This is a genomic window from Methanobrevibacter sp., from assembly GCF_017539065.1.
GTDB lineage: Archaea > Methanobacteriota > Methanobacteria > Methanobacteriales > Methanobacteriaceae > Methanocatella.
Window position 1 is genome coordinate 1 of record NZ_JAFYHP010000009.1, and the last position, 23,880, is coordinate 23,880.

At 33.8% G+C, this 23,880-nt stretch carries 21 protein-coding genes; 14 read left to right on the forward strand and 7 right to left on the reverse strand.

The window, feature by feature from the left end:
• Window positions 1–260: 260 nt before the first annotated feature.
• The 4 genes from IKS50_RS01205 (at window position 261) to IKS50_RS01220 (ending at window position 4,896) form a co-directional block, all read left to right on the forward strand.
• The gene (locus IKS50_RS01205) at window positions 261–1,847 is read left to right on the forward strand and encodes an AarF/ABC1/UbiB kinase family protein (RefSeq protein WP_292844137.1); all 1,587 of its coding nucleotides are present in this window, start codon (window positions 261–263) and stop codon (window positions 1,845–1,847) included.
• A 105-nt stretch (window positions 1,848–1,952) separates the two neighbouring features.
• On the forward strand, window positions 1,953–3,056 hold the full coding sequence (locus tag IKS50_RS01210) for a hypothetical protein (RefSeq protein WP_292844139.1): 1,104 nt from the start codon (window positions 1,953–1,955) through the stop codon (window positions 3,054–3,056).
• Window positions 3,057–3,229: 173 nt separating this feature from the next.
• Window positions 3,230–4,177 (forward strand): bile acid:sodium symporter family protein, encoded by a 948-nt coding sequence (locus tag IKS50_RS01215; protein WP_292844141.1) that lies wholly within the window; start codon window positions 3,230–3,232, stop codon window positions 4,175–4,177.
• A 368-nt stretch (window positions 4,178–4,545) separates the two neighbouring features.
• On the forward strand, window positions 4,546–4,896 hold the full coding sequence (locus IKS50_RS01220) for a carboxymuconolactone decarboxylase family protein (protein ID WP_292844143.1): 351 nt from the start codon (window positions 4,546–4,548) through the stop codon (window positions 4,894–4,896).
• Window positions 4,897–4,924: 28 nt separating this feature from the next.
• On the opposite strand, the gene IKS50_RS01225 is transcribed toward IKS50_RS01220, so the two are convergent.
• Window positions 4,925–5,854 carry a CPBP family intramembrane glutamic endopeptidase gene (locus tag IKS50_RS01225; RefSeq protein WP_292844145.1) on the reverse strand — a complete coding sequence of 310 codons (930 nt, stop codon included), beginning with the start codon at window positions 5,852–5,854 and terminating at the stop codon, window positions 4,925–4,927.
• A 152-nt stretch (window positions 5,855–6,006) separates the two neighbouring features.
• Here IKS50_RS01225 and IKS50_RS01230 point away from each other — a divergent pair, with 152 nt between their 5' ends.
• Together IKS50_RS01230 and IKS50_RS01235 are read left to right on the forward strand one after the other, a co-directional pair.
• Window positions 6,007–6,756 (forward strand): ABC transporter permease, encoded by a 750-nt coding sequence (locus IKS50_RS01230; protein ID WP_292844147.1) that lies wholly within the window; start codon window positions 6,007–6,009, stop codon window positions 6,754–6,756.
• A gap of 8 nt (window positions 6,757–6,764) precedes the next feature.
• Window positions 6,765–7,517: an ABC transporter ATP-binding protein gene (locus IKS50_RS01235; protein ID WP_292844149.1), complete on the forward strand. Its 753-nt coding sequence runs from the start codon at window positions 6,765–6,767 to the stop codon at window positions 7,515–7,517.
• Here the strand turns inward: IKS50_RS01235 and thiD are convergent, their stop codons facing one another.
• Genes thiD through proS form a run of 3 tightly spaced genes read right to left on the reverse strand, consistent with a single transcriptional unit; the run spans window position 7,518 to window position 10,340 of the window.
• Window positions 7,518–8,252, reverse strand: a complete 735-nt coding sequence (gene thiD, locus IKS50_RS01240; RefSeq protein ID WP_292844151.1) for a bifunctional hydroxymethylpyrimidine kinase/phosphomethylpyrimidine kinase — start codon at window positions 8,250–8,252, stop codon at window positions 7,518–7,520.
• Window positions 8,253–8,927, reverse strand: coding sequence for a 2-phospho-L-lactate guanylyltransferase (gene cofC / locus IKS50_RS01245; protein ID WP_292844153.1), 675 nt, complete (start codon window positions 8,925–8,927; stop codon window positions 8,253–8,255).
• Between the two features lie 9 nt (window positions 8,928–8,936).
• Window positions 8,937–10,340 (reverse strand): proline--tRNA ligase, encoded by a 1,404-nt coding sequence (gene proS / locus IKS50_RS01250; protein ID WP_292844155.1) that lies wholly within the window; start codon window positions 10,338–10,340, stop codon window positions 8,937–8,939.
• A gap of 126 nt (window positions 10,341–10,466) precedes the next feature.
• Here proS and IKS50_RS01255 point away from each other — a divergent pair, with 126 nt between their 5' ends.
• Genes IKS50_RS01255 through IKS50_RS01270 form a run of 4 tightly spaced genes read left to right on the forward strand, consistent with a single transcriptional unit; the run spans window position 10,467 to window position 12,858 of the window.
• Complete coding sequence (locus IKS50_RS01255; RefSeq protein ID WP_292844157.1) at window positions 10,467–11,510, forward strand: NAD(P)-dependent glycerol-1-phosphate dehydrogenase; 1,044 nt, start codon at window positions 10,467–10,469, stop codon at window positions 11,508–11,510.
• Complete coding sequence (locus IKS50_RS01260) at window positions 11,511–11,948, forward strand: UPF0179 family protein (protein WP_292844159.1); 438 nt, start codon at window positions 11,511–11,513, stop codon at window positions 11,946–11,948.
• Window positions 11,949–12,635: a ribose-5-phosphate isomerase RpiA gene (gene rpiA / locus IKS50_RS01265; protein WP_292844161.1), complete on the forward strand. Its 687-nt coding sequence runs from the start codon at window positions 11,949–11,951 to the stop codon at window positions 12,633–12,635.
• Between the two features lie 7 nt (window positions 12,636–12,642).
• Entirely contained in the window at window positions 12,643–12,858 is a 216-nt protein-coding gene (locus IKS50_RS01270; protein ID WP_292844163.1) for a hypothetical protein, read from the forward strand.
• A gap of 44 nt (window positions 12,859–12,902) precedes the next feature.
• Here IKS50_RS01270 and IKS50_RS01275 read toward each other — a convergent pair whose 3' ends face one another.
• Window positions 12,903–15,944 (reverse strand): NosD domain-containing protein, encoded by a 3,042-nt coding sequence (locus tag IKS50_RS01275; RefSeq protein WP_292844165.1) that lies wholly within the window; start codon window positions 15,942–15,944, stop codon window positions 12,903–12,905.
• Window positions 15,945–16,278: 334 nt separating this feature from the next.
• Between IKS50_RS01275 and IKS50_RS01280 the strand changes: the two genes are divergently transcribed.
• The 3 genes from IKS50_RS01280 to IKS50_RS01290 are packed head-to-tail and all read left to right on the forward strand — an operon-like array spanning window position 16,279 to window position 18,769.
• The gene (locus tag IKS50_RS01280) at window positions 16,279–18,012 is read left to right on the forward strand and encodes a nitrous oxide reductase family maturation protein NosD (RefSeq protein ID WP_292844167.1); all 1,734 of its coding nucleotides are present in this window, start codon (window positions 16,279–16,281) and stop codon (window positions 18,010–18,012) included.
• A gap of 55 nt (window positions 18,013–18,067) precedes the next feature.
• A complete protein-coding gene (locus IKS50_RS01285) occupies window positions 18,068–18,472 on the forward strand; it encodes a secondary thiamine-phosphate synthase enzyme YjbQ (RefSeq protein WP_292844169.1) in 405 nt (134 codons plus the stop codon).
• A gap of 36 nt (window positions 18,473–18,508) precedes the next feature.
• Window positions 18,509–18,769 carry a winged helix-turn-helix domain-containing protein gene (locus IKS50_RS01290; RefSeq protein ID WP_292844171.1) on the forward strand — a complete coding sequence of 87 codons (261 nt, stop codon included), beginning with the start codon at window positions 18,509–18,511 and terminating at the stop codon, window positions 18,767–18,769.
• 178 nt (window positions 18,770–18,947) lie between these two features.
• Here the strand turns inward: IKS50_RS01290 and pheT are convergent, their stop codons facing one another.
• Entirely contained in the window at window positions 18,948–20,603 is a 1,656-nt protein-coding gene (gene pheT / locus IKS50_RS01295; RefSeq protein WP_292844173.1) for a phenylalanine--tRNA ligase subunit beta, read from the reverse strand.
• Window positions 20,604–20,620: 17 nt separating this feature from the next.
• On the reverse strand, window positions 20,621–20,977 hold the full coding sequence (locus tag IKS50_RS01300) for a hypothetical protein (protein WP_292844175.1): 357 nt from the start codon (window positions 20,975–20,977) through the stop codon (window positions 20,621–20,623).
• 143 nt (window positions 20,978–21,120) lie between these two features.
• Between IKS50_RS01300 and IKS50_RS01305 the strand changes: the two genes are divergently transcribed.
• Window positions 21,121–23,835, forward strand: coding sequence for a valine--tRNA ligase (locus IKS50_RS01305; protein WP_292844177.1), 2,715 nt, complete (start codon window positions 21,121–21,123; stop codon window positions 23,833–23,835).
• Window positions 23,836–23,880 lie beyond the last annotated feature (45 nt).

The following is a 23,880-nucleotide window of genomic DNA, read 5'->3' on the forward strand; positions in this document are numbered from 1 at the left end:
ATTTTGAAATTTTGAACAATTTTTAGAATTTTATATTTAAAGAGGGTATTTGTTTTTTTATGAACATGTTTCAATATAGCCTAATTATATTTATATATAATAATGAATAAAAAATATTAATGTTTAATTTATTTTATATTCCAATCGAGGACTATAAGATTTTTTAGATGAACAGAAGAGAAAATATTCAAACTAACATCATGAAAAATATAGTTCACTGTTGAATATAAAATTTGTATTAAAACTTATGGGTTGAGTATATGGCAAAACAAGATAAAAAAGTTGCAAGACAACGTTTTGATGAGATTATGGGTGTTGCAAAAAGACACCACTTGGCAAAATTATTAAAAGACAATGAAGATGATGAGGATTTTGAAGTCTCAGATTTAAGATATGCAATGGAAGAATTGGGTCCAGCATTCATTAAATTAGGTCAATTGTTAGCTACAAGGCCGGATATGGTCGGTAATGAAATAGCTGATGACTTAAAATTGCTTAGGGATAACACCCCAGTAACTCCTTTTGATGAAATAAGACAAGTCATTGAAGGCGAACTCGGACAGCCATTAGAAGAAGTATATTCAGAATTTAATGAAGAGCCGCTCGGGTCAGCATCAATCGGCCAAGTTTATAAAGCAACACTAAAGGAAAACGGCATGGATGTTGCAGTTAAAGTTCAAAAACCTGGAATTCGTGAGGTTATCGAACCTGATGTAGTAGTATTGAATAAAGTGGCCGCAACCGTTGACAAACACATTTCAGGATCAAGGGTATATAACCTGCCTGCAATGGCCAAAGAATTCGAAAGGTCAATCTTTAAAGAATTGAACTACATGGAAGAAGTAAAAAACATTAATAAAATAACAAATAACTTCAAAGATGTAGAATATATTAAGATACCTGAAGTTTATCCGGAATATTGTTCTTCCAAACTCATAAATATGGAACTTATTGACGGATATGAATTGCCTGATTTATATGACACTGAAGTTGAAGGCATCAACAATGCAGAAATCGCACAATATGGATGCCAATCATATTTAAAACAAGTATTGATTGACGGATTTTTCCACGCAGACCCTCACCCAGGAAACCTATTCGTAACCCATGACAACAGGCTCTGCTACATTGACTTCGGAATGATGGGAGTAGTCAACGACACATTCCGCTCAAACTTCGCTCAATTAGTCTTGCTTCTGTTGGATGGAAATTCACACCATTTAATCAATCAATTGCTTTACATGAAACTCATCACTCCAGAACAGAACACTGAAGAGTTCAGGGAAGACGTTGATGACCTATTGAACTCCTACATTGGCGTTGACATGGATCAAATGGACGGTATATTCGATGATTTGATGAATGTAATGATTAACCACAATATTGTTCTTCCAAGAGAGTTTGTAATGATTGGAAGGGGATTAATACTTATTGAAGAAGCTGGAGACAAATTAGACCCACACTTCAATCTCACAGCCGAACTTGAAAAATTCGCTAAAGACATGATTAAAACAAAATTCGAACCAGGAAACCTTGTCGGAGGTGGATTTAACTATATCGTGGAAATCGAACATTTATTAAAAGATTTGCCTGACAGACTTAACAGCACCCTTGATAAGGTTGAAAGAGGCGAACTTGAATTAAATATGAACCATACCGGTTTGGATGATTTGAAAAATCAGTTATCCATATCCCTGATTGTAGCTGCATTGCTCATAGGTTCATCTATCGCAATCTTGGCAGATAAAGGTCCAAAAGTCTGGGACATTTCTGCAATCGGATTTATAGGATTCGTATTGAGTGCAGTTATCGGAGTATATCTGATTTATAAATATATGAGGGATTAAATATCCCATTTCCAATCTTTTAGGATATTAAAAGAAAACATTTCATGTTATACAGAGAATATATATTAGATTTATTATTAATTATTAAAAAACGGAGGAAAAAAAATGAAAATTAATAAAAGTTTATTTTTAGTTTTTATGGTTTTAATTTCATTGTGTCTCGTTAGTGCAGTAAGTGCTGTAGATAATGTATCAGATGTAATTGAAGTTTCAGATGCAAATGAAGTTCAAGCTATTGATAATGTTGATGAAAATATTGCTGTTGAAAATGATGCTGTCTTAGAAAGTGCTGTTGTTGAAAATGATGCTGTCTTAGAAAATGCTGGTGAGGCAGATGAGCCAACTTTGTCTGTTGATAACAGTGCTGCAGATTCTAGTTTAAGTTCTGGATCTACCTTTGGTGGTAAAGGAGGAAATGGCACTAAGTTTGATTTTTCAAACATTACATTTGATTTAGGTAACGGTACCAAAATTGATTTAGGAAGCTTATTGAACGGCACCACTATAAACATTAATGGTACAAGCTTCAATATAACTCAATTATTGAACAGTAACATGACCTTTGGTAACGGAACAAGTTTCAATTTAACCCAGATAATGAACATGACTGGTAATGGAACCGGTTCTTTTGACATATCTTCAATTTTAAGTATGCTTGGGGGAACAACTTCAAAAATTACTTTTAACGCCACTGATATAACTCAGGTTTATTCTGGAAATACTGTCTTTAAAATAAAAGTTCTTGATGGTGATAAACCCGTAGCGCAACAAACTGTCATATTTACAGTAGATAATAAAGATTATGTTGGAAGGACTGATGAAAACGGTGTTGCAACCCTTTCACTGAATTTAGCAGCGGGGACACATTACGTTTATACTGAATACAATAATGTGATTGGAAAAAATAAAATTGTCATCACAAAAGCAGCTTCCAAAATAACCGCTAATAAGAAAACTTTCAAATCCAAAACCAAAGTTAAAAAATATGCTATTACCTTAAAAAATAACAAAGGCAAAGCTATTAAAAATGTTAAAGTTACCTTAAAAATAAAAGGCAAAACTTTCACTGCTAAAACCAATTCTAACGGTAAAGCTATCTTTAAAATTACAAAATTAACTAAAAAAGGTAAACATTCTGCAAAAATCACATTTGCAGGGAACGGTTATTACAAAGCATCCAGTGCAAGTAAAACAATTACCATTAAATAATTAGTTAATTTTTGGGAGGATTATAAAACTCCCAACATCTTATTTTTTTTAGATTATTACTAGCGTATTTTTTGATATCTTGATATCCTTATTCAATTTTTAAAATTCTATTTTTTAAATTATGGATAATATAAATCAAAACATTTTTTATATTAAAAATTAAAAATTAAAGTATGAAAGGGATTTTTGAATTCATCGAGAAATATTTTTTTATAGTAATATTGGTGGCAGTGGCTATTTCTTTAGCTTATCCAAATTCATTTAAATGGGTTTTAAGTGAATATAATGGCATCAACGTTATCAATTTACTTTTAAGCATTGTTCTATTTACAATGGGGACCACATTGAAAGTGGATGACTTCATTAATGTGTTCAAAAATCCTAAGGAAATTACAGTTGGAATTTCAGCACAATATGTCATAATGCCCCTTATGGCATTTACTCTTGCAAGCGCATTTTCTCTTGATACTGCTTTGACAGCTGGACTTATTCTTGTTGGAACCGTTCCTGGAGGAACTGCATCTGATGTCATTACTTTTCTTGCAAAGGGAGATGTGGCATTGTCCGTTTCTTTGACTGCAGTTTCTACTGTGATTTCACCCATATTAACTCCGATAATCACGTTATTGTTAATAGGAAATCAAATTCAATTCAATCCGGTTGACATGTTCATTTCAATTATTGAAATAGTGATTGTCCCAATTATTTTGGGTTTAATCCTGAATTACAAATTCCCTAATTTTTGTGAAAAATTAAAAGTGTATCTGCCTACAGCATCTTCTATTGTAATTTGTTTAATCGTTGCAGGAGTTATTGGAGCTAATAAACAAGCTATTTTAACTTCATCCGGTATAATACTCATTGTCATTGTCCTACAATATTTCCTTGCAATGTTAATTGGATTTGGAATTGGCTACCTTGCAGGAATGGGCAGAAAACAGATAATTACAGTAGCTATCGAATTGGCATTTCAAAATTCAGGTTTGTCAACCAGCCTTGCAAAAACCCATTTTCCAAACTTATCTCAGGCAACAGTTCCGGGAGCGCTTTATTCTGTTTTGCAGAATTTTGCAGGTTCAATTCTTGCCTATGCATTCAGGAAATATCAATCTTCACGGTAAGGCTACATATATTCTTCACGTCAATGAAAATCAAAATGTTGACAACACTTTTATCAGTTGGCGAAAGAATGCGTTACTTTCCATAGATCTAAAATATATTCCTTAAAAATTAAGCATAATGGATTTTGCACGTATACTATACAAAATATTTACTACTTTTTGCTCTCAAATTATAATATAAAACTAAACATAATATAAATTTTTAATCAAACATATCCAACACATTCTGTCAATCTTATCTATTATTGGAAAACATAACCTCTTTTAACATAACGTTGGTTAAGTTATTGAGAAATGTAACTGTAATAACTAGTTATATATATTTAAAAAAGTAAACTATTATTAATTAAAATAATTGAGGTTATTATATGAAAGGAGATGTATATTACGGAAAAGGTATAAGAGAGTTAGAAGGGGAATATCCTGATTTATATGAGTTAGTTTCCGATATCAACAGTACTGTTTGGAATGCTAAAGTATTAGATTATAAAACTCAAAAATTAATTGCTATTGGAATTGCCGCTTCTCGTGCTGATGCAAGAGCTACCAAAAAACAAATCAGAAGCGCTATTGAAGTATTGGGCATTACAAAAGATGAAATCGTGGATGTTTTAAGAGTAGTTCTTTTAACTTCAGGTATGCCTGCATTTTCCAAATCACTTCAAATTTTAAATAGTGTTGTTGAAGCTATTGAAGAAGAAAGAGAAGATAAAGCTTAATTCTAAAGAGGACATATACTGCTCCTCTTTAACCCATTATCTGATAAATCATTTCACCTATGAAAAATAACATGAATAAGACCATTCCATAATTTAACAGTGCGGTTCTTATAGGATTTTCCAATGTTATTTCTGTTTTTTTACCATCTAATTTAGCTTTTTTAAATGTAATCAATCCGTAGAAACCTACCGCTATGAAAATGAATAATAATGTAATGTAGACCACTAGAATTGTTGCATCAGTTGGATTGAATCCTGATTGAAGGGATGTAGCTGCATTTGCAACCATTATACTCATGACAGATCCCATAAAGTTCACGATGGCATGTAAAATAATAGTGTAGGTTATTTTCCCGGTTTTTATGTATACATACGCGAAGAATCCTCCCATCAGGAATGCATAGAAGAATTGATTCAGATTTCCGTGGAAGAATGCGAATATTAGTGCGGAAAGGACTATGGATACTTTTGCACCGTATCTGATTGTTCTGTCAATCAACATCTTTCTGAAAATTATTTCTTCACAGATTGGAGCTATGATACTAATGACCAGTAAGTTGAACCATATGTCGGCGCTGTTGATTAATTGCTGGACGGGATTTGAAATATCGGTTTGAATCGCACCGCTAAGAAGCATTGTTACGGCCAATCCTATAATGTTTCCTATCCACATCAAGGTCAATGTAATTGAAATGTAAATGAAGAATGTTTTCAAATCAACACCATTTTTTTCTATTTCCACTTTCTTTAACTTCTTCATTAGCCAATAGAAAACTGGAAATGGAATTACGTAATTACAAAATGATGCCAATCCGCTTAATATATTTATGTCAGCCACATATTCCGGATGAGTTGCATTTAATATATTGATAAGGATTATTTGACATATTAATGCAATCGCTCCAAGTATCAAGTAATTGGTCCCTATTTTTGAGAAAAACTTTTTGTGTATGTTCAATTTTTCACCGGTATCATCTTTCTTTACATTTTTAATTTATTCTTATTAAAATATATATGTTAATATTTAGGATGGCCAAAATTTTTTTTAAAGTTTTTATATTATTAAAACCTAATTAATTATATATAAAAAAATTTTTATTAAGTGATGTAATGTTTGAAAATTATAGAAGTAAGTTTATTCCATTGATTTTACCAGTTTGTATAATTATTTTTTGGTATTTAATCACTGAAGGATTGGGTATTGTTAATCCATATATCCTGCCTGGGCCGATTACAGTTTGCAATTCTGCTTGGGAGTTAATATTAAATGGTAAGCTTCTTGCAAACACATTAGATACATTATATAAAGTATTTGGAGGTTTGATTTTAGCATCTGTTGTAGCAATTCCTTTAGGAATTCTGCTTGGAAGCTATAAAATTTTAGAAGATATTGCTACATTAGTTATAAGTATCCTAAGGCCAATTCCTCCTGTTGCATGGATTCCATTTTCTATTTTATGGTTTGGAATCGGTATGGTTCCGGCTGTATTTATTATTTTTATGGGTTGTGTATTCCCTATTTTAGTTTACACAATTGATGGAGTTAAAAGAACTGATAAAGTTTTAATTGAATCAGCTCAAACATTAGGTGCAAGTGATTGGAACGTTTTAAAAAGAGTAATATTGCCGTCTACAATTCCTTATATTGTGTCAGGTTTAAAAGTGGGTATTGGTATTGCTTTAATGTGTACAATTTCAGCCGAAATGGTTGGTTCAAGTAGTGGTTTAGGTTATATGATTTTAACAGCAACAAGTTTGTTTGATCCGGGAACCACTGTTGTTGGTATGTTGGATATTGGGTTAATTGGTATTATCTTTGATTATATATTTACTAAGGCTCAAGACAAGATATTCTGGTAGGTGTTAATATGGCAATTGAAGTGAAAAATATTAATAAATCCTTTATAAGTAAAAAAACTGACCAATTATCAGTATTGAAAGACATTAATCTGACTATTGATGATGGGGAGTTAGTTTGTCTTTTGGGTCCGTCAGGATGTGGAAAGACCACACTTTTAAGGTTGATTGCAGGTCTTGACCAGCCTACCTCCGGGGAAATCATTGCAAATGGGGAAAAGGTTACAAAACCGTCAGGAGACAGAGCAGTAATTTTCCAGCAATATTCACTATTTCCATGGTTAACAGTTCTTCAGAATGTAACCTTCGGTTTGGAGATGACCAATCAGGGTTCAAAGGAAGAAAACATTGAAACCGCAGAAAGATATCTCACAAGAGTAGGTTTAATTGACTTTAAAGATAGCTATCCTCATGAACTTTCAGGAGGTATGAAGCAAAGGGTCGCAATTATTAGATCTTTGCTTAATCATTCACCAATCCTACTTATGGATGAGCCATTTTCTGCATTGGATATGCAAAATAGACACAAGCTTCAAGAACAGCTAATTGGAGTTTGGAAAAGATTTGAAAATACAATTGTTTTTGTAACTCACGATGTCGATGAAGCAGTTTATCTGGCAGACAAGATTGTTATAATGGGGAAAAATCCTGGAAGGATAGATCAAATCATCGAAGTAGACATCGAAAGACCAAGAAAAAGAGATTCCAAAGAGTTCATTGCACTTCAGGAATCTATTGTCGATAAGTTAGATATGGGTGAATAGTTATATTTTAGCTATTAATGTCCCATAATTTCCATTTTTTATTCCTTCATATACATAATCTAAGGATTTTAGGATTGAAGTGCTTAAATCATTGCTTTTTGCAAGATATGCAGTAATTGCTGCAGATAAATTACAGCCTGTGCCATGAAGATTATCTGTTTTGATTAATTCTTGTTTGACGATAGAAATTTCGCCATCAATGTTAATGGTATTTATTCCATCCAAATGGCCGCCAGTAATAATGTTATTGCATTTAATCAATTCGGATGCTTTGATTGCATCTTCTTTATTTGTAATCTTTAAATCAGTTAATTTTTCAGCCTCAGAGATGTTTGGTGTTGTCAAAACCGCCTGCGGAAGCAAATATTTATTCATTGCTTTTGCCAAGTCTTCTTTGGTTAAGTCACCACCGGAAGTTGCAACCATAACCGGGTCAACCACAGCTTTTAGATTGTACTCATTAACTTTTTTAGCCACTAATTTAATAATTTCCGGTGAATAAAGCATTCCTGTTTTAATAAATTCAACTTCATAGGCATCCAAAACACTATCAATCTGTTCTTCAATGTATTTCGGTGAAACCGGGGATGTTGAAAAGAATCTATATGGATTTTGAGCGGTTAATGCGGTGACAATTCCTGTTCCATAAACTCCGATGGCTTGAAATGTTTTTAAATCAGCAAAAACGCCTGCGCCGCCTGATGGATCAACACCTGCAATTGACATTACAATCATCTAATCATCTCTTGTAACTTTCAAGCGTTCGCTTCCACGGAAAGACTCAACATTCACTTTCAATTCCTTTAAATATTGTCTTGTGTGAGTTTTTTCGCCGTGAATCATGATTTCACCTAAATCTTCTGTAGTGTTGACATCTAATGCCATGAAAAATGAATCATGAACTTGAGGATTTAATTTTTTCTTCTCGGCAACCTGGACATGTTCTTTATAGCTGAATCCTTCAAATCTTGTGCGGATGGCCATAGGCTTCATGATAATCATATTGGTTCCGCCGCCTTTTGATGGAACGATAATGAAATCTAGGTTTTTGGATGCGTCAATTAACATTTGAACATTGGTTTTACCGATTAGGGGAATGTCACTGGGAACAATTATTATTTTTTTGGTTTTCCCTTTGCAGAGTTTCATTGCTTGGGTTAAAGCCTTATTCAAATTTGAATTTTCATTTTCCAAAATTGTATTCACGTTTAGACTTTCAGCATAACTCAATACTTCCTTGTCACGGCTGATAATGAATATCTTATCCACATATTTTTTTAAGGTATCGGTTACATCCTGAAGCATTACCTTTAGGAGATTTTCCCGCTCTTCCTCTGTGAGAAATGGAGAAAGTCTAGTTTTAGCATTCTTGAATGTAGTAACAGGAATTATTGCATAAATATTATCCATTTAAATCACTTAATATGTTTTAGCAATTAAAGCCATGTATTTAGCATCATTATCGCTGGCTATGCATTTTCCTTCTGCGATTTCTTCTTGAATGCCTAATATATCATAGCCGGTTTTTTCTTCAATGTCTTTTCCAATTGCTTCGTCCCCACACCATCTAAAGCGAACAACATAACCCGCTTCGACAAGTTCTGAAATCTCGTTGATGTCTTCTGTGAATTTAACATGCTCTTCTTGGAATTTCCAAGCGGCTGCAGAGAGATTTTCACTAGATTTATTTAATAAATCAATAACATTGTCGGCTAATGAGTCATCAAGGGCAATTTCTATTTTTTCTCCTTCATCTCGCCTCATTGCTACAGTGATATTGTTTTCCAAATCTCTTGGTCCAAGTTCAAGCTTAACAGGAGTTCCTTTTAATTCCCAATCATTGAATTTTTTACCCGGTCTAATGTCTCTGTCATCGATATTGACTCTGAGACCTGCAGTTTCTAATTGTTCTTTGATTTCTGCACATTTTGCTAAAACTTCTTCTTTTCCTTTCTTAAATAAGATTGGAATTATGGTTACTTGATTCGGTGATACTTTTGGTGGTAATCGTAATCCTTTTTCATCTCCATGAATTCCAATGACAGATGCGATAACCCTATCAGATACTCCAGCGCAGGTTTGATAAACATATTTGTGCTCCCCGTCTTTATCCTCAAAGGTAATGTCAAAGGTTTTTGCAAATGTCTGGCCTAAATTGTGGATTGTTCCAATCTGTAAGGTTTTACCGTTCGGCATAATCACATCAAAGGCCATAGTGTAGTCTGCACCAGGGAACTTGTCCCATTCAGGTCTTTTAGAAATCAAATATGGAATTTGCAAATCATCAAAGAATTCTTTATAAATTCCAATAAAGTCTTGAATTTGTTCATCAGACTCTTCTTTTGTTGCATGAGCGGTATGCGCCTCTTTAAATGTGGTAATTTCCCTTACACGTATTAAAGGTCGGGTATGTTTAGTTTCATATCTGAATGTATTCACGATTTGATAAAGCTTGATTGGAAGGTCAATGTGGGTTCTTATCCATAATGAATACATCGGGTAGATTGCGGTTTCACTGGTTGGTCTTAAGGCCAAATGTTCATTTAAGTCTCTTGAACCTCCTTTGGTTACCCAGTACACTTCATCTTCAAATCCTTTAACATGTATTCCTTCTTTTGCAAGTTCGCTTTCAGGAACTAGCATTGGGAAAAGTACTTCATCATGGTCTTTATCTAATAATCTTTTAATAATGTTCATTGTGTGTTTTCTAATCTGAAAACCGTATGGCATCCAAACTGCCATTCCCTTAATAGGATACCTTGAATCTGTTATATCTGCATTCTCTAAAATATCATGAAACCATTCATCAAAATTTTCCACCATATCACCTAGTAATTTCTTTATAATATTAAATTATTTGTCCTTAATTACTATTAAATTTAATTAAGAAAGTTATTTATAATTATTTTGCACATATATATTAATGTATAATTTAATTTAGGAGATATTATGAGTAATAGGAAAATACAAATGCCTCGTGAAGTTTACATCGATCCGGGCATTATTAAACTTACCGGAGAGATTTGCAAATCATTGCATTTAGATAATAAGATTTTAATCGTTACCGGTTCACATACATATGATGTAGGTGCAAAACCTGTAATTGAAAGCCTTGAAAAGGAAGATATTGAATGTGATGTAATTAAAGTTGATAATGCATCTGCCGAATCAATATCTGAAGTTGAAGAATGCATCACTCCCGATACAACAGTTTTGGGTGTAGGTGGAGGAAAAGTTATTGACGTAGCTAAATTATCTTCATACAACAAAGGAGTCTATTTTGTTTCAATGCCAACAACTGCTTCACATGACGGTATCGTATCTCCTATGGCATCAATAAAAAATCCTAATACTTCAATATCAGTTAATGCACACTCTCCAATTGCAGTCATTGCAGATTCAGAGGTTATTGCACAATCTCCATTCCGATTACTAGCTGCAGGCTGTGCAGATTTGATTGCAAACTTCACAGCCATTAAAGATTGGGAATTGGCACATCGTTTGAAAAACGAATCATTTTCCGAGTCAGCGGCGGCATTGTCAATAATGTCCGCTCACTTGATTACCGACAACATTGCTAACATTAAACCTAATCTTGAACCTAGTGCGCGCATAGTTATGAAATCGTTGTTCAGCGGAGGAATGGCTATCAGCATTGCTGGCTCATCACGCCCTGCAAGCGGATCTGAGCATCTGTTCTCCCATGCACTTGATAAAATCCTTGACAAACCTGCATTACACGGCGAACAATGTGGTTTGGGTACAATAATGATGATGTACTTGCATGGTGGGGATTGGAAGGCAATAAAAAGTTCCCTAGAAGCTGTACAGGCCCCAACATCTGCTGCGGAAATTGGAATTGCTGATGAAGATATTATTGAAGCATTGATGATGGCTCATAACATCAGGCCTGAAAGATATACTATTTTAGGAGATAATGGAATTTCAAAAGAAGCAGCTTACGAATTAGCGTATAAAACCGAGGTGATTTAGATGATTACTTTAATAGGCATTGATCTAGCAAAAGAAGGCCAGGAATTTATTTTTTTAGGTCCCGCTAAGGAGTGTGAAGATTGTCGATTTAAATCATCATGTGTTGGAAACTTGGAATTGAATAGGAAATATGTCGTTACTGCAGTAAAGGAAAATGAACAGAACTGTTCAGTACATGCAGGGGGCAAGGTTATTCCTGTTGAAGTTGAAAGGGCTGAAATAGACGTACTGACAACTTCAAAAAATATTTTTGAAGGGTCAACATTTACATATAATGCTCCTGAATGTGATGAGGCATGTGATTTTCATGATTTATGTTTCCCGGACGGCCTTGTGGAAAACGATAAATGCATCGTTTTGGAAAATAACGGAAAACATAAGGAAAAATGTAAAAAAGGCTTAGACCTTAATAAATTAACATTAGGATTCGTGATTTAAATGAAAGATACTAGTAGTAATAGTTCTAGTAAAATGAATGCAGGATACAAAGCTGCCGAATATGTTAAAGATGGAATGGTTTTAGGACTAGGAACAGGTTCAACAACACATTTCTTCATTGAAAAAGTGGGAATGAGAATCCGTGATGAAGGAATAAATGTAATGGGAATTCCAACATCATTCCAGTCATTATTAAAAGCCAAAGAATGGAACATTCCAATAACTACCTTGGAAGAACATGACATTGACTTATCAGTTGATGGGGCAGATGAAGTAGACCTTGACTTTAATCTAATTAAAGGTGGAGGAGCAGCTCACACAAAGGAAAAAATCGTGGATTATGCCGCAGAAACATTCATTGTCATTGTTGATGAATCCAAAGTTGTTGAAGAATTAGGTAATTTCCCGGTTCCTGTTGAAGTGCTTCCAGATGCATCAAGAATGGTTATAAAGGAACTGGAAGATATGGGAGCAACCTGCGAGATTAGAATGGCCCAAAGAAAAGATGGTCCTGTCATAACTGACAATGGAAACTTTGTTATTGACGCCAAATTCGATAAAATTGAATCTCCATCACATTTGGAAATAGATTTAAACACAATTCCTGGTGTTGTTGAAAACGGAATCTTTTCACAAATGGTAGATAAGGTAATTATCGGTACTGATGAAGGTACAAAAGAATTATAGTGATAGAATGCCAATGTTTGATATTCCCGATGTTAGGGATTTGACTTATAAGATTGCTATTGTTTTCGGCATTATAATAGTAATCTATGGTGTTTTATGGTTATTGGTTAATCTTGGATTGATTCCAGCCATTGTTGCAGCGGTATTTCCACAGATAGTAATGATAATCATTGGATTATTTATCATCTATACGGCTGTCGACCGCAGAAACAAATATTACTGATTTTTTTTTAAAAAAAGAAAATTTAAGAAGAGAATTAATCTCTTCTATTTTTTAAATGTTAATTTCACAGTTGCACTGGATTTAATAAAGTATTTGTCCCCTGCAAAGCTTATTTTAGCTTTTGGTTTACCTTTTTTAGTTAATTTTTTAATTTTAAAGGTAGCTTTACCTTTTGAATTGGTAGTTGCTGTGAATTTTTTGTTTTTGATTTTGAGGGTTACTTTAGCATTGCTAATTGCTTTACCTGATTTGGTTTTTAGGGTAACTGCATATTTTTTAACTTTTTTGTTAGCTTTGAAAGTTTTCTTTTTAGCAGTTAATTTGGATGCTTCTTTGGTGATTTTCACAGTAGTAGTTTTACTTGCTGCATTGTAAGTATTATCACCCGCAAATTTAATTTCAGCTTTAAGAGATCCCGCTTTTGTTGCTTTAAGGGTAACTGTAGCAATACCTTGTGCATTTGTGTTTGCTTTGTAATCAACACCATTGAAGTTAACAACAATTTGTTTGCCAGCTATTGCTTTTCCACTAGCATCTTTAAGGGTAACTTGATATTTAAGTCCTTTAGCAATTGCTTGTACGTAAACTGTAGGGTTTGCTGCAGTTAATTCAGTGTTAACTTTTTTTGCAGTTATTGTACTATTAACTTTTGCAGGTTTATAATTATCATTTCCTGCGAAGCTAATTTCTGCAGGGTATGTTCCTTCAGGTAAATTGAGAGGTATAGTTGCAATACCATTTGCATCAGTTGTTGCAGTGTAGTTTCCATTATTGACTGTTACACTTATTGTTTTTCCAGCCATTGCTTTATTGTTTTGATCGATTAAGGTAATTGTTAGGATACCTTCCTCATTAACATCAAAAGTAATGTCCGGAGCGGAGATGGTAACAATCTCTTTATCGGAATATGTTCTCATTACTGCACTTGCATCATTGTATTGATTTTCAGATTTAACAAGAGTAAATGCAAATGTAGGTGGGAATGGCAATACATCACCTGTGAAATAATTTTTACCGATAGTTACATTATAGTATGAAGTACCTGCTGATCCACCAAGTAAAATTGCTACTCTGCTTTTGGTGAAAGTGTTGTTGAATATATATTCGTCATGTGATCCGTAACAGGTTATTGAACTGATTTTTGAGTTTAATATAGTGTTGTTGTAAACATAATGTCCGTATGAATGTAAAAGGTAAATTCCTTCTTTTGAGCCAGAAATAGTGTTATTGAAGATTTTTGCTCCAAATCCTGCAGGGAATCTTACATCAATTCCGTGGTTAACCGCATTGGTTACTGTATTGTTTGCAATTATGGAGTTTGGAGATGCAAAGTTCATAATACCTGTTGTGTATTGATTTTTGATAATGTTATTTGTGATTGTTGCATTTTGACAACCATATTTATAGTCTCCGTCAGGCCTTCCACCTAAGAAAATACCCCAGGAAGCACCAGTAATGCTACATCCGGTGATTGTTAACTTTTTACTTAATCCACCATAAATTCCAGTAGAATAATATGCACGATAATTATCGTTATCTCCTGCCTGACAAGGCATGGTGTATTTAGGATAATTAGCTACAATATTTAAGTTGCTGATAACTGCACCGGTTGTATTTAATACATATAGGACTGCGATATTTGGAATTGCATATCCTCCTTGTGTAGTTTTGTTTGTAACGATTTCAGGCACATAATCATAACTTACACTAGCTACGCCTTTTAAGGTGGCGTTGTTTCCAATCACTTTTATGTTTTTGTTGATGTATATGCAAATATTTTCAAATACAGCATTTTCTTCAAACAATAAAGTGTCTCCATTGTTCATGGAGTTAATTGTTTCTTGGATTTGTTCATTAGTCATTCCAGCGGTAATTGTCTTATTTGTTGAAGTAGGTCTTAAAAGGGTATCATAATCAACTACAATAGGTCCAAGAGCCGGAATTTCAGTGTATTCTGTATAAGTGTCGCCATAAAGACTGTCACTGTGTGTTCCCATCATTGTATCAACAGAAGCATAGTCACTTTTTGCTTCAGCAACATAGCATGTGAAAGTTGGAGGGAACGGTAACTGATCTAATTTCCAAGTGTTTGTTCCGATGGTAATGTTTGTATATGGGACATAATTGCCTCCTGAAGGTGCACTTCCAGCTAACAAAACACCAATTCTTGAATTTTGGAATGTATTATTTTCAATAAGTATGTTGTTTGCTCCACAACATGTAATTGAGCTTTCAGAACAATTGATTATTGTGTTTCCGGTTACAGTATGTTTTCCGGAGTGCAATAGATAAAGACCTTCTTTAGCTCCAACAATTTTGTTGTTAACAACGGTAACATTTGGCCCAATATTGTGTCTTACATCAATACCATGGTTTTTGGCATTTATTACAGTATTGTTTCTGATTATTGTATTTGGAGTTTGGAAGTTGAATATTCCAGTAATTCCTTGATTTTTAACAATATTTTTTTCAATTAGTCCTCCTGTGGATTGGAAGAAATAAATACCCCATGATGAACCATCAAATGTTGAATTGGTAATTTGAGTATTGGTTGATTTATAGTTATAAACTAAACAGTTGCTGTATTTAGTAGCGTCTCCCTTATCGGTTGCACTATTCTGACCAGCAATGATGGTTATGTCTTTTAAAACAAGATTATTTGTTCCTAGGATATATAATGTTGCAGGATTGGAAATTCCATATCCTCCGTCAGTAGTTTTATTGAGGATTATGTCCGGGATACGATTATCAGCGGACACAAGGTTGTTCAAACCATGTAATGTTGCACCATTACCGTTTATTGTAATGCTTTTGTTTACATATAAAATAATATCTGTATATTCTCCAGTTTGAAAAGTCAATGTATCCCCATCATTGAGGCCATTGATTTTGTTTTGGATATCATCATTAGTATCTGTTGTCTCAACTGTCACTTCACTAGCAGTTACGGCATCGGCATCTTCTACTTGTAGAATGTCACTATCTGTATTATCGTCATCAGAAATATCTTCTGCAGATACCATGCTTAAACTTAAGAAAACAATTAATACTAACGAGATAGCTAATATTAAACTCTTCTTATTCATATTTTACCTCTTTTAAATGATTTCATTCAATTACTTCAATTTATTATTATGAATAATTCAATCGATAAGTAATTAATTATATATTGATTTTCATATTATTTAAATTCAAATGTCTTTAATTCTTAATATAACATTGTTAAGCACATTTATTTAATGTAATTCTATTTATATCGTGTTGATTTCACAATATAACTTTGTTATAGTGGTTAGATTTATATATATTGGATATCAAAATATTAATCGTTAGTCAATTATATATACATGGATAATTTTTAATGGGATTATTCTTGTTCACTTTTTGATTATTAAAATAATAAATTAGGAAGTTTATAATATGTATAAAAAAGCGTTAAATCTTTTTTTCATATCTCTATTGTTTTTATTCTTAGTTTCATCTGTTAGTTCAGCTGATATTCAAGATGACAATATGACTATTCTTTCTGATGGAGATACTGCTATTCACATAACATCCGATTTGTCAAATGATGAAATTCAATCAAAATTTGATAATGCAAATGATGGGGACACTTTGGAGTTCACTGATGAGGAATACAATAATATCTCATTGGTTGTAGATAAGAAATTAAATATTATCTCTAAAATGAGTAGCACAGTTCATGCATCTGACGTAGTAAACGATAAAGCTAAGAGTATGGGCATAGATAAAACTTTCGGATTTTACTTTACATCAAAAGCAGCAGGAAGTGTCTTGTCAGGAATAACTATCATCGCTTCGGATAGCGATTATGGTGTTCTTGTTGATAACTCTAATAATATCAAAATTTCCGACAATAAGATTGCCGGCGGACAAAACGGCGTTTTTGTAAAAAATTCAGATAAAATTACATTATATGGCAATGATATTTCAAGAGCTAAACAGAACGGAATTAAACTTCAAGATGTTCAGAATAGCTTAATTGAAAAGAATGAGATTTCATATAATAAGAAATCCGGAATTGAAACAACAAACATGCATTATTGTAACATAACTAATAATTCAATCCATCACAATGATTTAAATGGAATCACGGTTAATGGAGTCTCTTCAAATAATTTAATTAATCACAATAATGCTTTTGAAAATACTAATGGCATTTATATTAATTCAACATCTGCTAATGATGTAGTTAAATCAAATTCATTAACCCACAGCCGTAAGGATCCTCGTTCCAGTATGGGAGGATTTGAAACAGGTAACGGTTTTTTATTAGGTAGCGGATTTAGAAGTAGTGGAAATTCAATTCTCAAGGTAGAACATAATTACCTGGCTCATAATGAGTTTTTCCAAGCAAAAAATTATTGGGAAAACGATGATTTTCCATTGGGTGAAAATTGGTATGATTCAACAGATCCAGAAAATACATTTGTTTGTCCAAGACTTATAGCTTCATTAATGAGAATGGATTCATTTGTAATCGGAAATACTATAGGATTTCAGATGAGGGATTCATCAGGCAATCCAGTAAATGAATTTGCAACATTTCAAGCTAGAGTCGATGTTGACGGAAATCAGTATACTGCAACATTTATTAATGGTAGGGCAATCATCGATGCTGAAGTGGATCCTAATGTCGACCATCAGCTTGCAGCCGAAATTGGGGGCAGATTTGTTAAATTTGATTTAAAAGCATCTGGCGATCAAGGCAATGCTAAGGATTCTCAAACTTCTTCAAGTGATGGGAAAAACGGTAATAATGCTGAGGGTAATGATGGCGCTTCTGAAGTCCAAGGGAATTCTAATTCTCAAGGAACATCCACTGGTGGAGATTCCTCAGGATCGCATGTAGTTAATTCAGATAAATCCGGTAACTATGGAAAAAACAGCTCAGATATTCCATCTCAAGATACCTCAGACAGGGGTAATGATGCATTATCCAATGGGGATTTGGATGCAGGAGATTCTGGAAGTGGGGATGCCTCCGAGGAAGGAAAAGCATATGAAATTGTTCCGCCTGTAACAACTTCCAAAGAACTTACCAATACCTCAGGTCTTGTTGTATTAAGTATTTTGTCCATAATGTTCTGTCTCATCTATGGATATTGGCGTAAAGAGGAATTCGAAGAATGAAATTTTCCTTTTCTTTTTTTCTTTTATTTATAGTATGAAATACTAATTAATATCAATGACAATTAAAACTCATTCTTTAAAAATTAATACTAATAAAAACTTTGAAATCATTGATATAACTTCAAAAATTAACGAATTGGTCGATATTGAAGAGGGAATAATCTCTATTTTTTCAAAACATTCCACTTCGGCCATCGTTGTCAATGAAAACGAGTCCGGCCTTTTAAAGGATCTGGAATTCACGTTAAACAATATAATCACTGATAAGTATAGCTATAATCATGATAGAATTGACAATAATGCAAAGTCACACTTGAAATCGTTCTTGCTTTCTTCAAGTGAGTGTTTGCCAATCAAAAACGGCAGATTGGACTTGGGCACATGGCAGTCAGTATTTTTCATAGAACTTGATGGGCCAAGGCATAACCGAACAATAAGTTTAACTATGATAGGAGAATAATATATTAATAACATGTGAATAAATGGAGATATGGTTATGGATGATGAAACTCTAAAAGTATATGGATATGTAATAAGTTCTTCCTATAGGGAAAAATCTGTAAGGTCTCTCAATGACAGTAATAAAATCCCTACTGATTTAGCAGAAGACATCGGAGTTCGTACAAATCACATTTCTAAGGTCTTGCGTGAACTTAAGGAATGTGGTGTTGCTGAATGTATCAATGAAGAAAAACGTAAAAATAGAGTATATAGATTAACACCTAAGGGTGAAGATGTAGCTAAACTTATTGATTAATGATAATTTTTCATGGTGGAGGCATTTAATTGAGGAGATGGACAATAATTTTAATAGCTATTATAATCTTTTTATTAATTCTGATATTCCTTTTCAATAATTATGATGCTTCACCACAAGTGAGTAATTACTCAGCTATGGAAACACAAATGAGAAAATTATGGTATTGAAAAAGAATTTAATTTAAAAATTCAATTTCAAATGCAATAACAGGATAGTCCAGTGTAAAGTTAGTAATTACTTCAGGTGAAACTTCACCAAAGAAACCTTTAATAGAACCTTTTTGAGCCACACCAGTAACATCAGCTACTCTACCTGCAATAAATGTCTTATTTTCGCTGTCAGCAATTTCCATTGTGTATCCAAGGTTTGCCAAAACACTTGTTACAACGGATTTTATCTCAGTGAAGTTAGCGGTTGAGTGGCAGATTACTCCTGCTAATTTTTTAGAAGCGACAGTCTTGTTTTCTTTAGTTTCATCTATGTATAAAACATCACCAATTTCGAATATTTTCTGAGGCAAGTCTTCATGTTTGTTGTCTTCTAAAAATTCCATTAAACTATTGATTAAACTAGTTCTGATCATGGTTCTGTCAATTGTAATTGGCCTTGCAACTTGAACATGAGGTTTTTCTTCTTGGTTCATGTTTTTGTAATGTGCCTCTTCACTTGTAAGCATTAAACTCATTACTTCTTGGAATCCTAATCCAATCATTACTTCACGGATAGTACTTTCCGCTTTAAACCAGTTATTTTCATAAGCAACAGTATTGATGTCAGGTAATTTAGCTACCACATCGTTGATATGGTATTGGACTGCGATATTTTCAACAACATCCACTTCATGCAAAATATCTACCCTATATGCAGGAATAATGGCTTTAACTTCATTGTCATCTAAAATTTCTGCATCAAAACGTGCCTTTAAGAGTAGATCATGAATATCCTGAGCAGTTAAATTAGTTCCGCCAATTAACTCGTTGGCGGTATCAACATGAACGTTCATTTCCTGTGGGGTTAAATCAGGGCTGACAATGGTTTTGTCTTCATATCTGACTTCCATGGATTTGATTTGGCCTCCGACTTCTGCAAATGATGAGCAAATAATATTCAATGCTTGATTAACTGCCCTTTCATCAGTACCTGTAACATCAACAATGATGTTTTTGGTATCTTCTTTGAGTTTGGTTAATTCTCCGTTAATGATTGGAGGCATGGATAAAACATTATCATCTTTATCAAGAATTAAAGGATACTTATCAAATTCTTCAATTAGATGAGCGTAATCCTTACCCTTTTCATGTTCAGTTAAGATTTGGTCTGGAGTCATTTTGCTATCTTTTTCCAATGGAACGAATGCATTTGCATCTTTTGGAGTGGCGATATATTTGAACGGTCCTTCAACAACATCTGCATTGTGAATACCGATAGCCACTTTTTTCCTGTCTCTTCCGATAACCCAGTGAAGGTTTTCCTGGAAATCCATGCAGTATTTGAGTTTATCGCCAGAAAAGTCAACATTATCGATTTTTGCAAATCCGATAAATGGTCTGATTGCAGCGACATCGCTGTCCACTGTTACATATTCTCCGGATTCTTCAACATTATAGTCAGGCAATCCGATTTCCTGACCGATAAATCCTTTAAAAGACCTAGCAACTCCTTCGACAGATAAATTGTCCGGACGGTTTGGGAAGAATTCCACTTTGATTTCCTCATCATCAAAGTCCTCAATGTCACTGGACATCATTGGCAATGTGTCTATTAATTCATCTTTCTCCATATCTATTCCTAAATCTTTTAAATCTTGATATTTGAATGTTATAACTGGCATCTAATAACTCCATTAGTTTATAATCCGTAAATTAACATGAAAAATAGAGATTCAACTACAAAGTGAAGTGCTCTATGTTCTATTTCGCCCATATTTCGTATGAAAATAGTATGTGAAATATCGACTACAAAGTGAATAAGGGCTGCTAGAATTCCAATAGTTGGATTTAAAAACACTATTGATAGTACTACAAAATGGAATCCGGCTTCCATTATTTCGTGCGCTAGCCATGTTTGCCATGTAGAATGAGTGGATTGTTGTATTAAACCACCTAACAAAATGTAAAAGTTATTTAAAACTTTCCACATTAATGTGGTGTGCAATACATCGCTTATAGCTAATACGACAGCAACATAAAACCATAATAATTCCATTTTTTTACACAGTCCTTTTATTTGATAATATTAATAATTTGATTTTGTTATATAATATAGTTATCTATTTACTTAATATTTTTAAATAATAAAATACATAATTAAAAATATTATTGTTATTTAATTATTTTAGGAGAAAATTTATGTCAAACCAAGAAATTCCTAAAGACTATGATTTCAAAAAAGAAAAAGAATGGGAGAAGAAATGGGAAGATGAAAACATCTACAAATACATTGGAGATGGTTCTCGTCCTAGATATATAATAGACACTCCCCCACCATACCCAACAGGAGCAATCCACTTAGGACATGTTTTAAATTGGGTTTATATGGATATGGACGCAAGATATAAAAGACAAAAAGGATATGATGTACTGTTCCCACAGGGATGGGACTGTCACGGTCTTCCAACTGAAGTGAAAGTTGAAGAAACTCACAATATCAATAAAAATGACGTTTCAAGAACACAATTCAGACAATATTGTGTTGATTTAACCACTAAAAACATTGCAAGCATGAAAAAAGACATGAAAGCAATGGGTTATTCACAGGACTGGTCTCGAGAGTTCGTTACAATGACTCCCGAGTACATGAAAAGGACCCAATATTCATTTTTAAAAATGTATGAAGATGGATTAATCTATCAGGGCATTCACCCTGTAAACTGGTGTCCTCGTTGTCAGACAGCAATTGCTTTTGCGGAAGTTGAATACAGTGATAATACTACATTTTTAAACTATGTTAACTTCCCTCCTGCAGTTGAGGACTCATATGAAGATATCGCATCCTCACAGGCATCAGGTAAACAGGCTGACGCTAAAACTGAAGGCATTCTTATTGCAACCACTCGTCCTGAATTGATGTCTGCTTGTGTAGCGGTTGTAATTCACCCAGAAGATGAAAGATACGCTCACCTTTTAGGAAAATATGTGGAAGTGCCTTTATCACATCAAAAAGTAAAGATTATTGCAGATGAAGAAGTAGACCCTGAATTCGGTACAGGTGCAGTAATGATTTGTACCTTTGGGGACAAAACTGACGTAAGCTGGGTTCAAAAATATGATTTGGAAATCATCAATGCGATTGATGAAACTGGTACATTGACCGCTGCTGCCGGAAGATATGAAGGAATGGACTTACAAACCTGTAAAAAGCAAACCATTGAAGATTTGGATGCTGAAGGATACTTATTAAAACAGGAAGAAGTTGATCAAAATGTCGGACAATGCTGGAGATGCAAAACTCCTATTGAGATTCTTGTCAAAAAGCAATGGTTCGTTGCAGTACGCGATTTGATTGATAAGACAAAAGTTGCTGCAGATGAAATGAAATGGGTTCCTGACCACATGAAATCCCGTATGATAAACTGGGCGGATTCCATGGAATGGGATTGGTGTATCTCAAGACAAAGGATATTTGCAACCCCAATACCTGTATGGTACTGTAAGGACTGTGGAAAAGTAATATTACCTGAACCTGAAGACTTGCCAATCGATCCTACTGTTGACAAGCCAAAACATGCATGTGAATGTGGTTGCGAAGAATTTATTCCAGAAGAGGATGTTCTTGATACCTGGATGGATTCATCAATTTCACCGTTATCCATTGCAGGCTGGCCTGATGAAGATTATGTTAATCATTTCCCATCAAGTCTCCGTCCTCAAGGACATGATATCATTCGTACATGGGCATTTTACACAACTTTAAGATGTATTGCATTGACTGGTCAAAAACCGTTTGATGACATTGTGATTAACGGTATGGTATTCGGTGAAGATGGAAATAAAATGAGTAAATCACGTCCTGAATTCGTTGTCGGTCCTGAAGAGGTCATTGAAAAATATGGTGCCGACCCATTAAGAACCTGGGCGGCCAACAGTGTGCCTGGATCCGATGTCGTATTTGACTGGAAAGATATCAAACATGGATACAGATTCCTCAGAAAATTCTGGAACGCATTCAGATTCATCAGCATGCAAATCTTTGATGAAGAAGTATCATATGATGAAGTTAAAGATAATTTAGGTCCTCTTGATTTATGGATATTATCAAAACTCAATAACTTGAATAAAACAGTAGACAAGGCATTTGCAGATTACAATTTTGCAGAAACAATAACATCTATCGAAAGATTCTTCTGGCATGATTTCTGTGACGAATATATTGAAGCCGTAAAATACAGATTATACACAGACGTTTCAGATGAATCAAGAAAAGCTGCAAAATACACTTTAAGAACCGTTGTTGAAACATCTTTAAAATTGATGGCTCCTATTGCACCGTTCTTCACAGAAGAGGTTTATCAATACTTCTCAGACGAGTCAATTCACACCACTTCATGGCCTGAAGTATATGATGAATTGATCAGTGAAGAAATGGAAAACAAAGGAGAAACTACTGTTGAATTGATTGATGAAGTAAGAAGATTCAAATCAGCATCTAAAATCCCATTAAATGCTGAACTTGCTGAAGTAAATGTATATACTTCAGATGAGTCATTAGTAGACATATTCAATGAATTCGATAACGATTTGAAAGGAACCTTAAAAATCAAGGACTTGGCAATTAGCTCAGGAAAACCTGAAGTTCATGAAAAAATCATTGAAGTGGAACCTGACATGTCTCAAATCGGACCTACCTTCAAAGGAGATGCAGGCAAAATCATCGGTTATTTAAAATCAACCGATATTGATGAAATCGGTTCTGTTCTAGAACAAAATCATGAATTGTCAATCGGAGAGATTGTAGTTCCTGAAGACATGTTGAACATCAAAAAGGAGATTGTTGGAGCATCCGGTAAGAAAGTGGATATCCTCCAATCTGAAAACTTAGACATGATTGTGGAAGTAATTAGATAATTACTTCTCAAATTTTCTTTTTTTTTAAAAAATAAGTGTGGATTA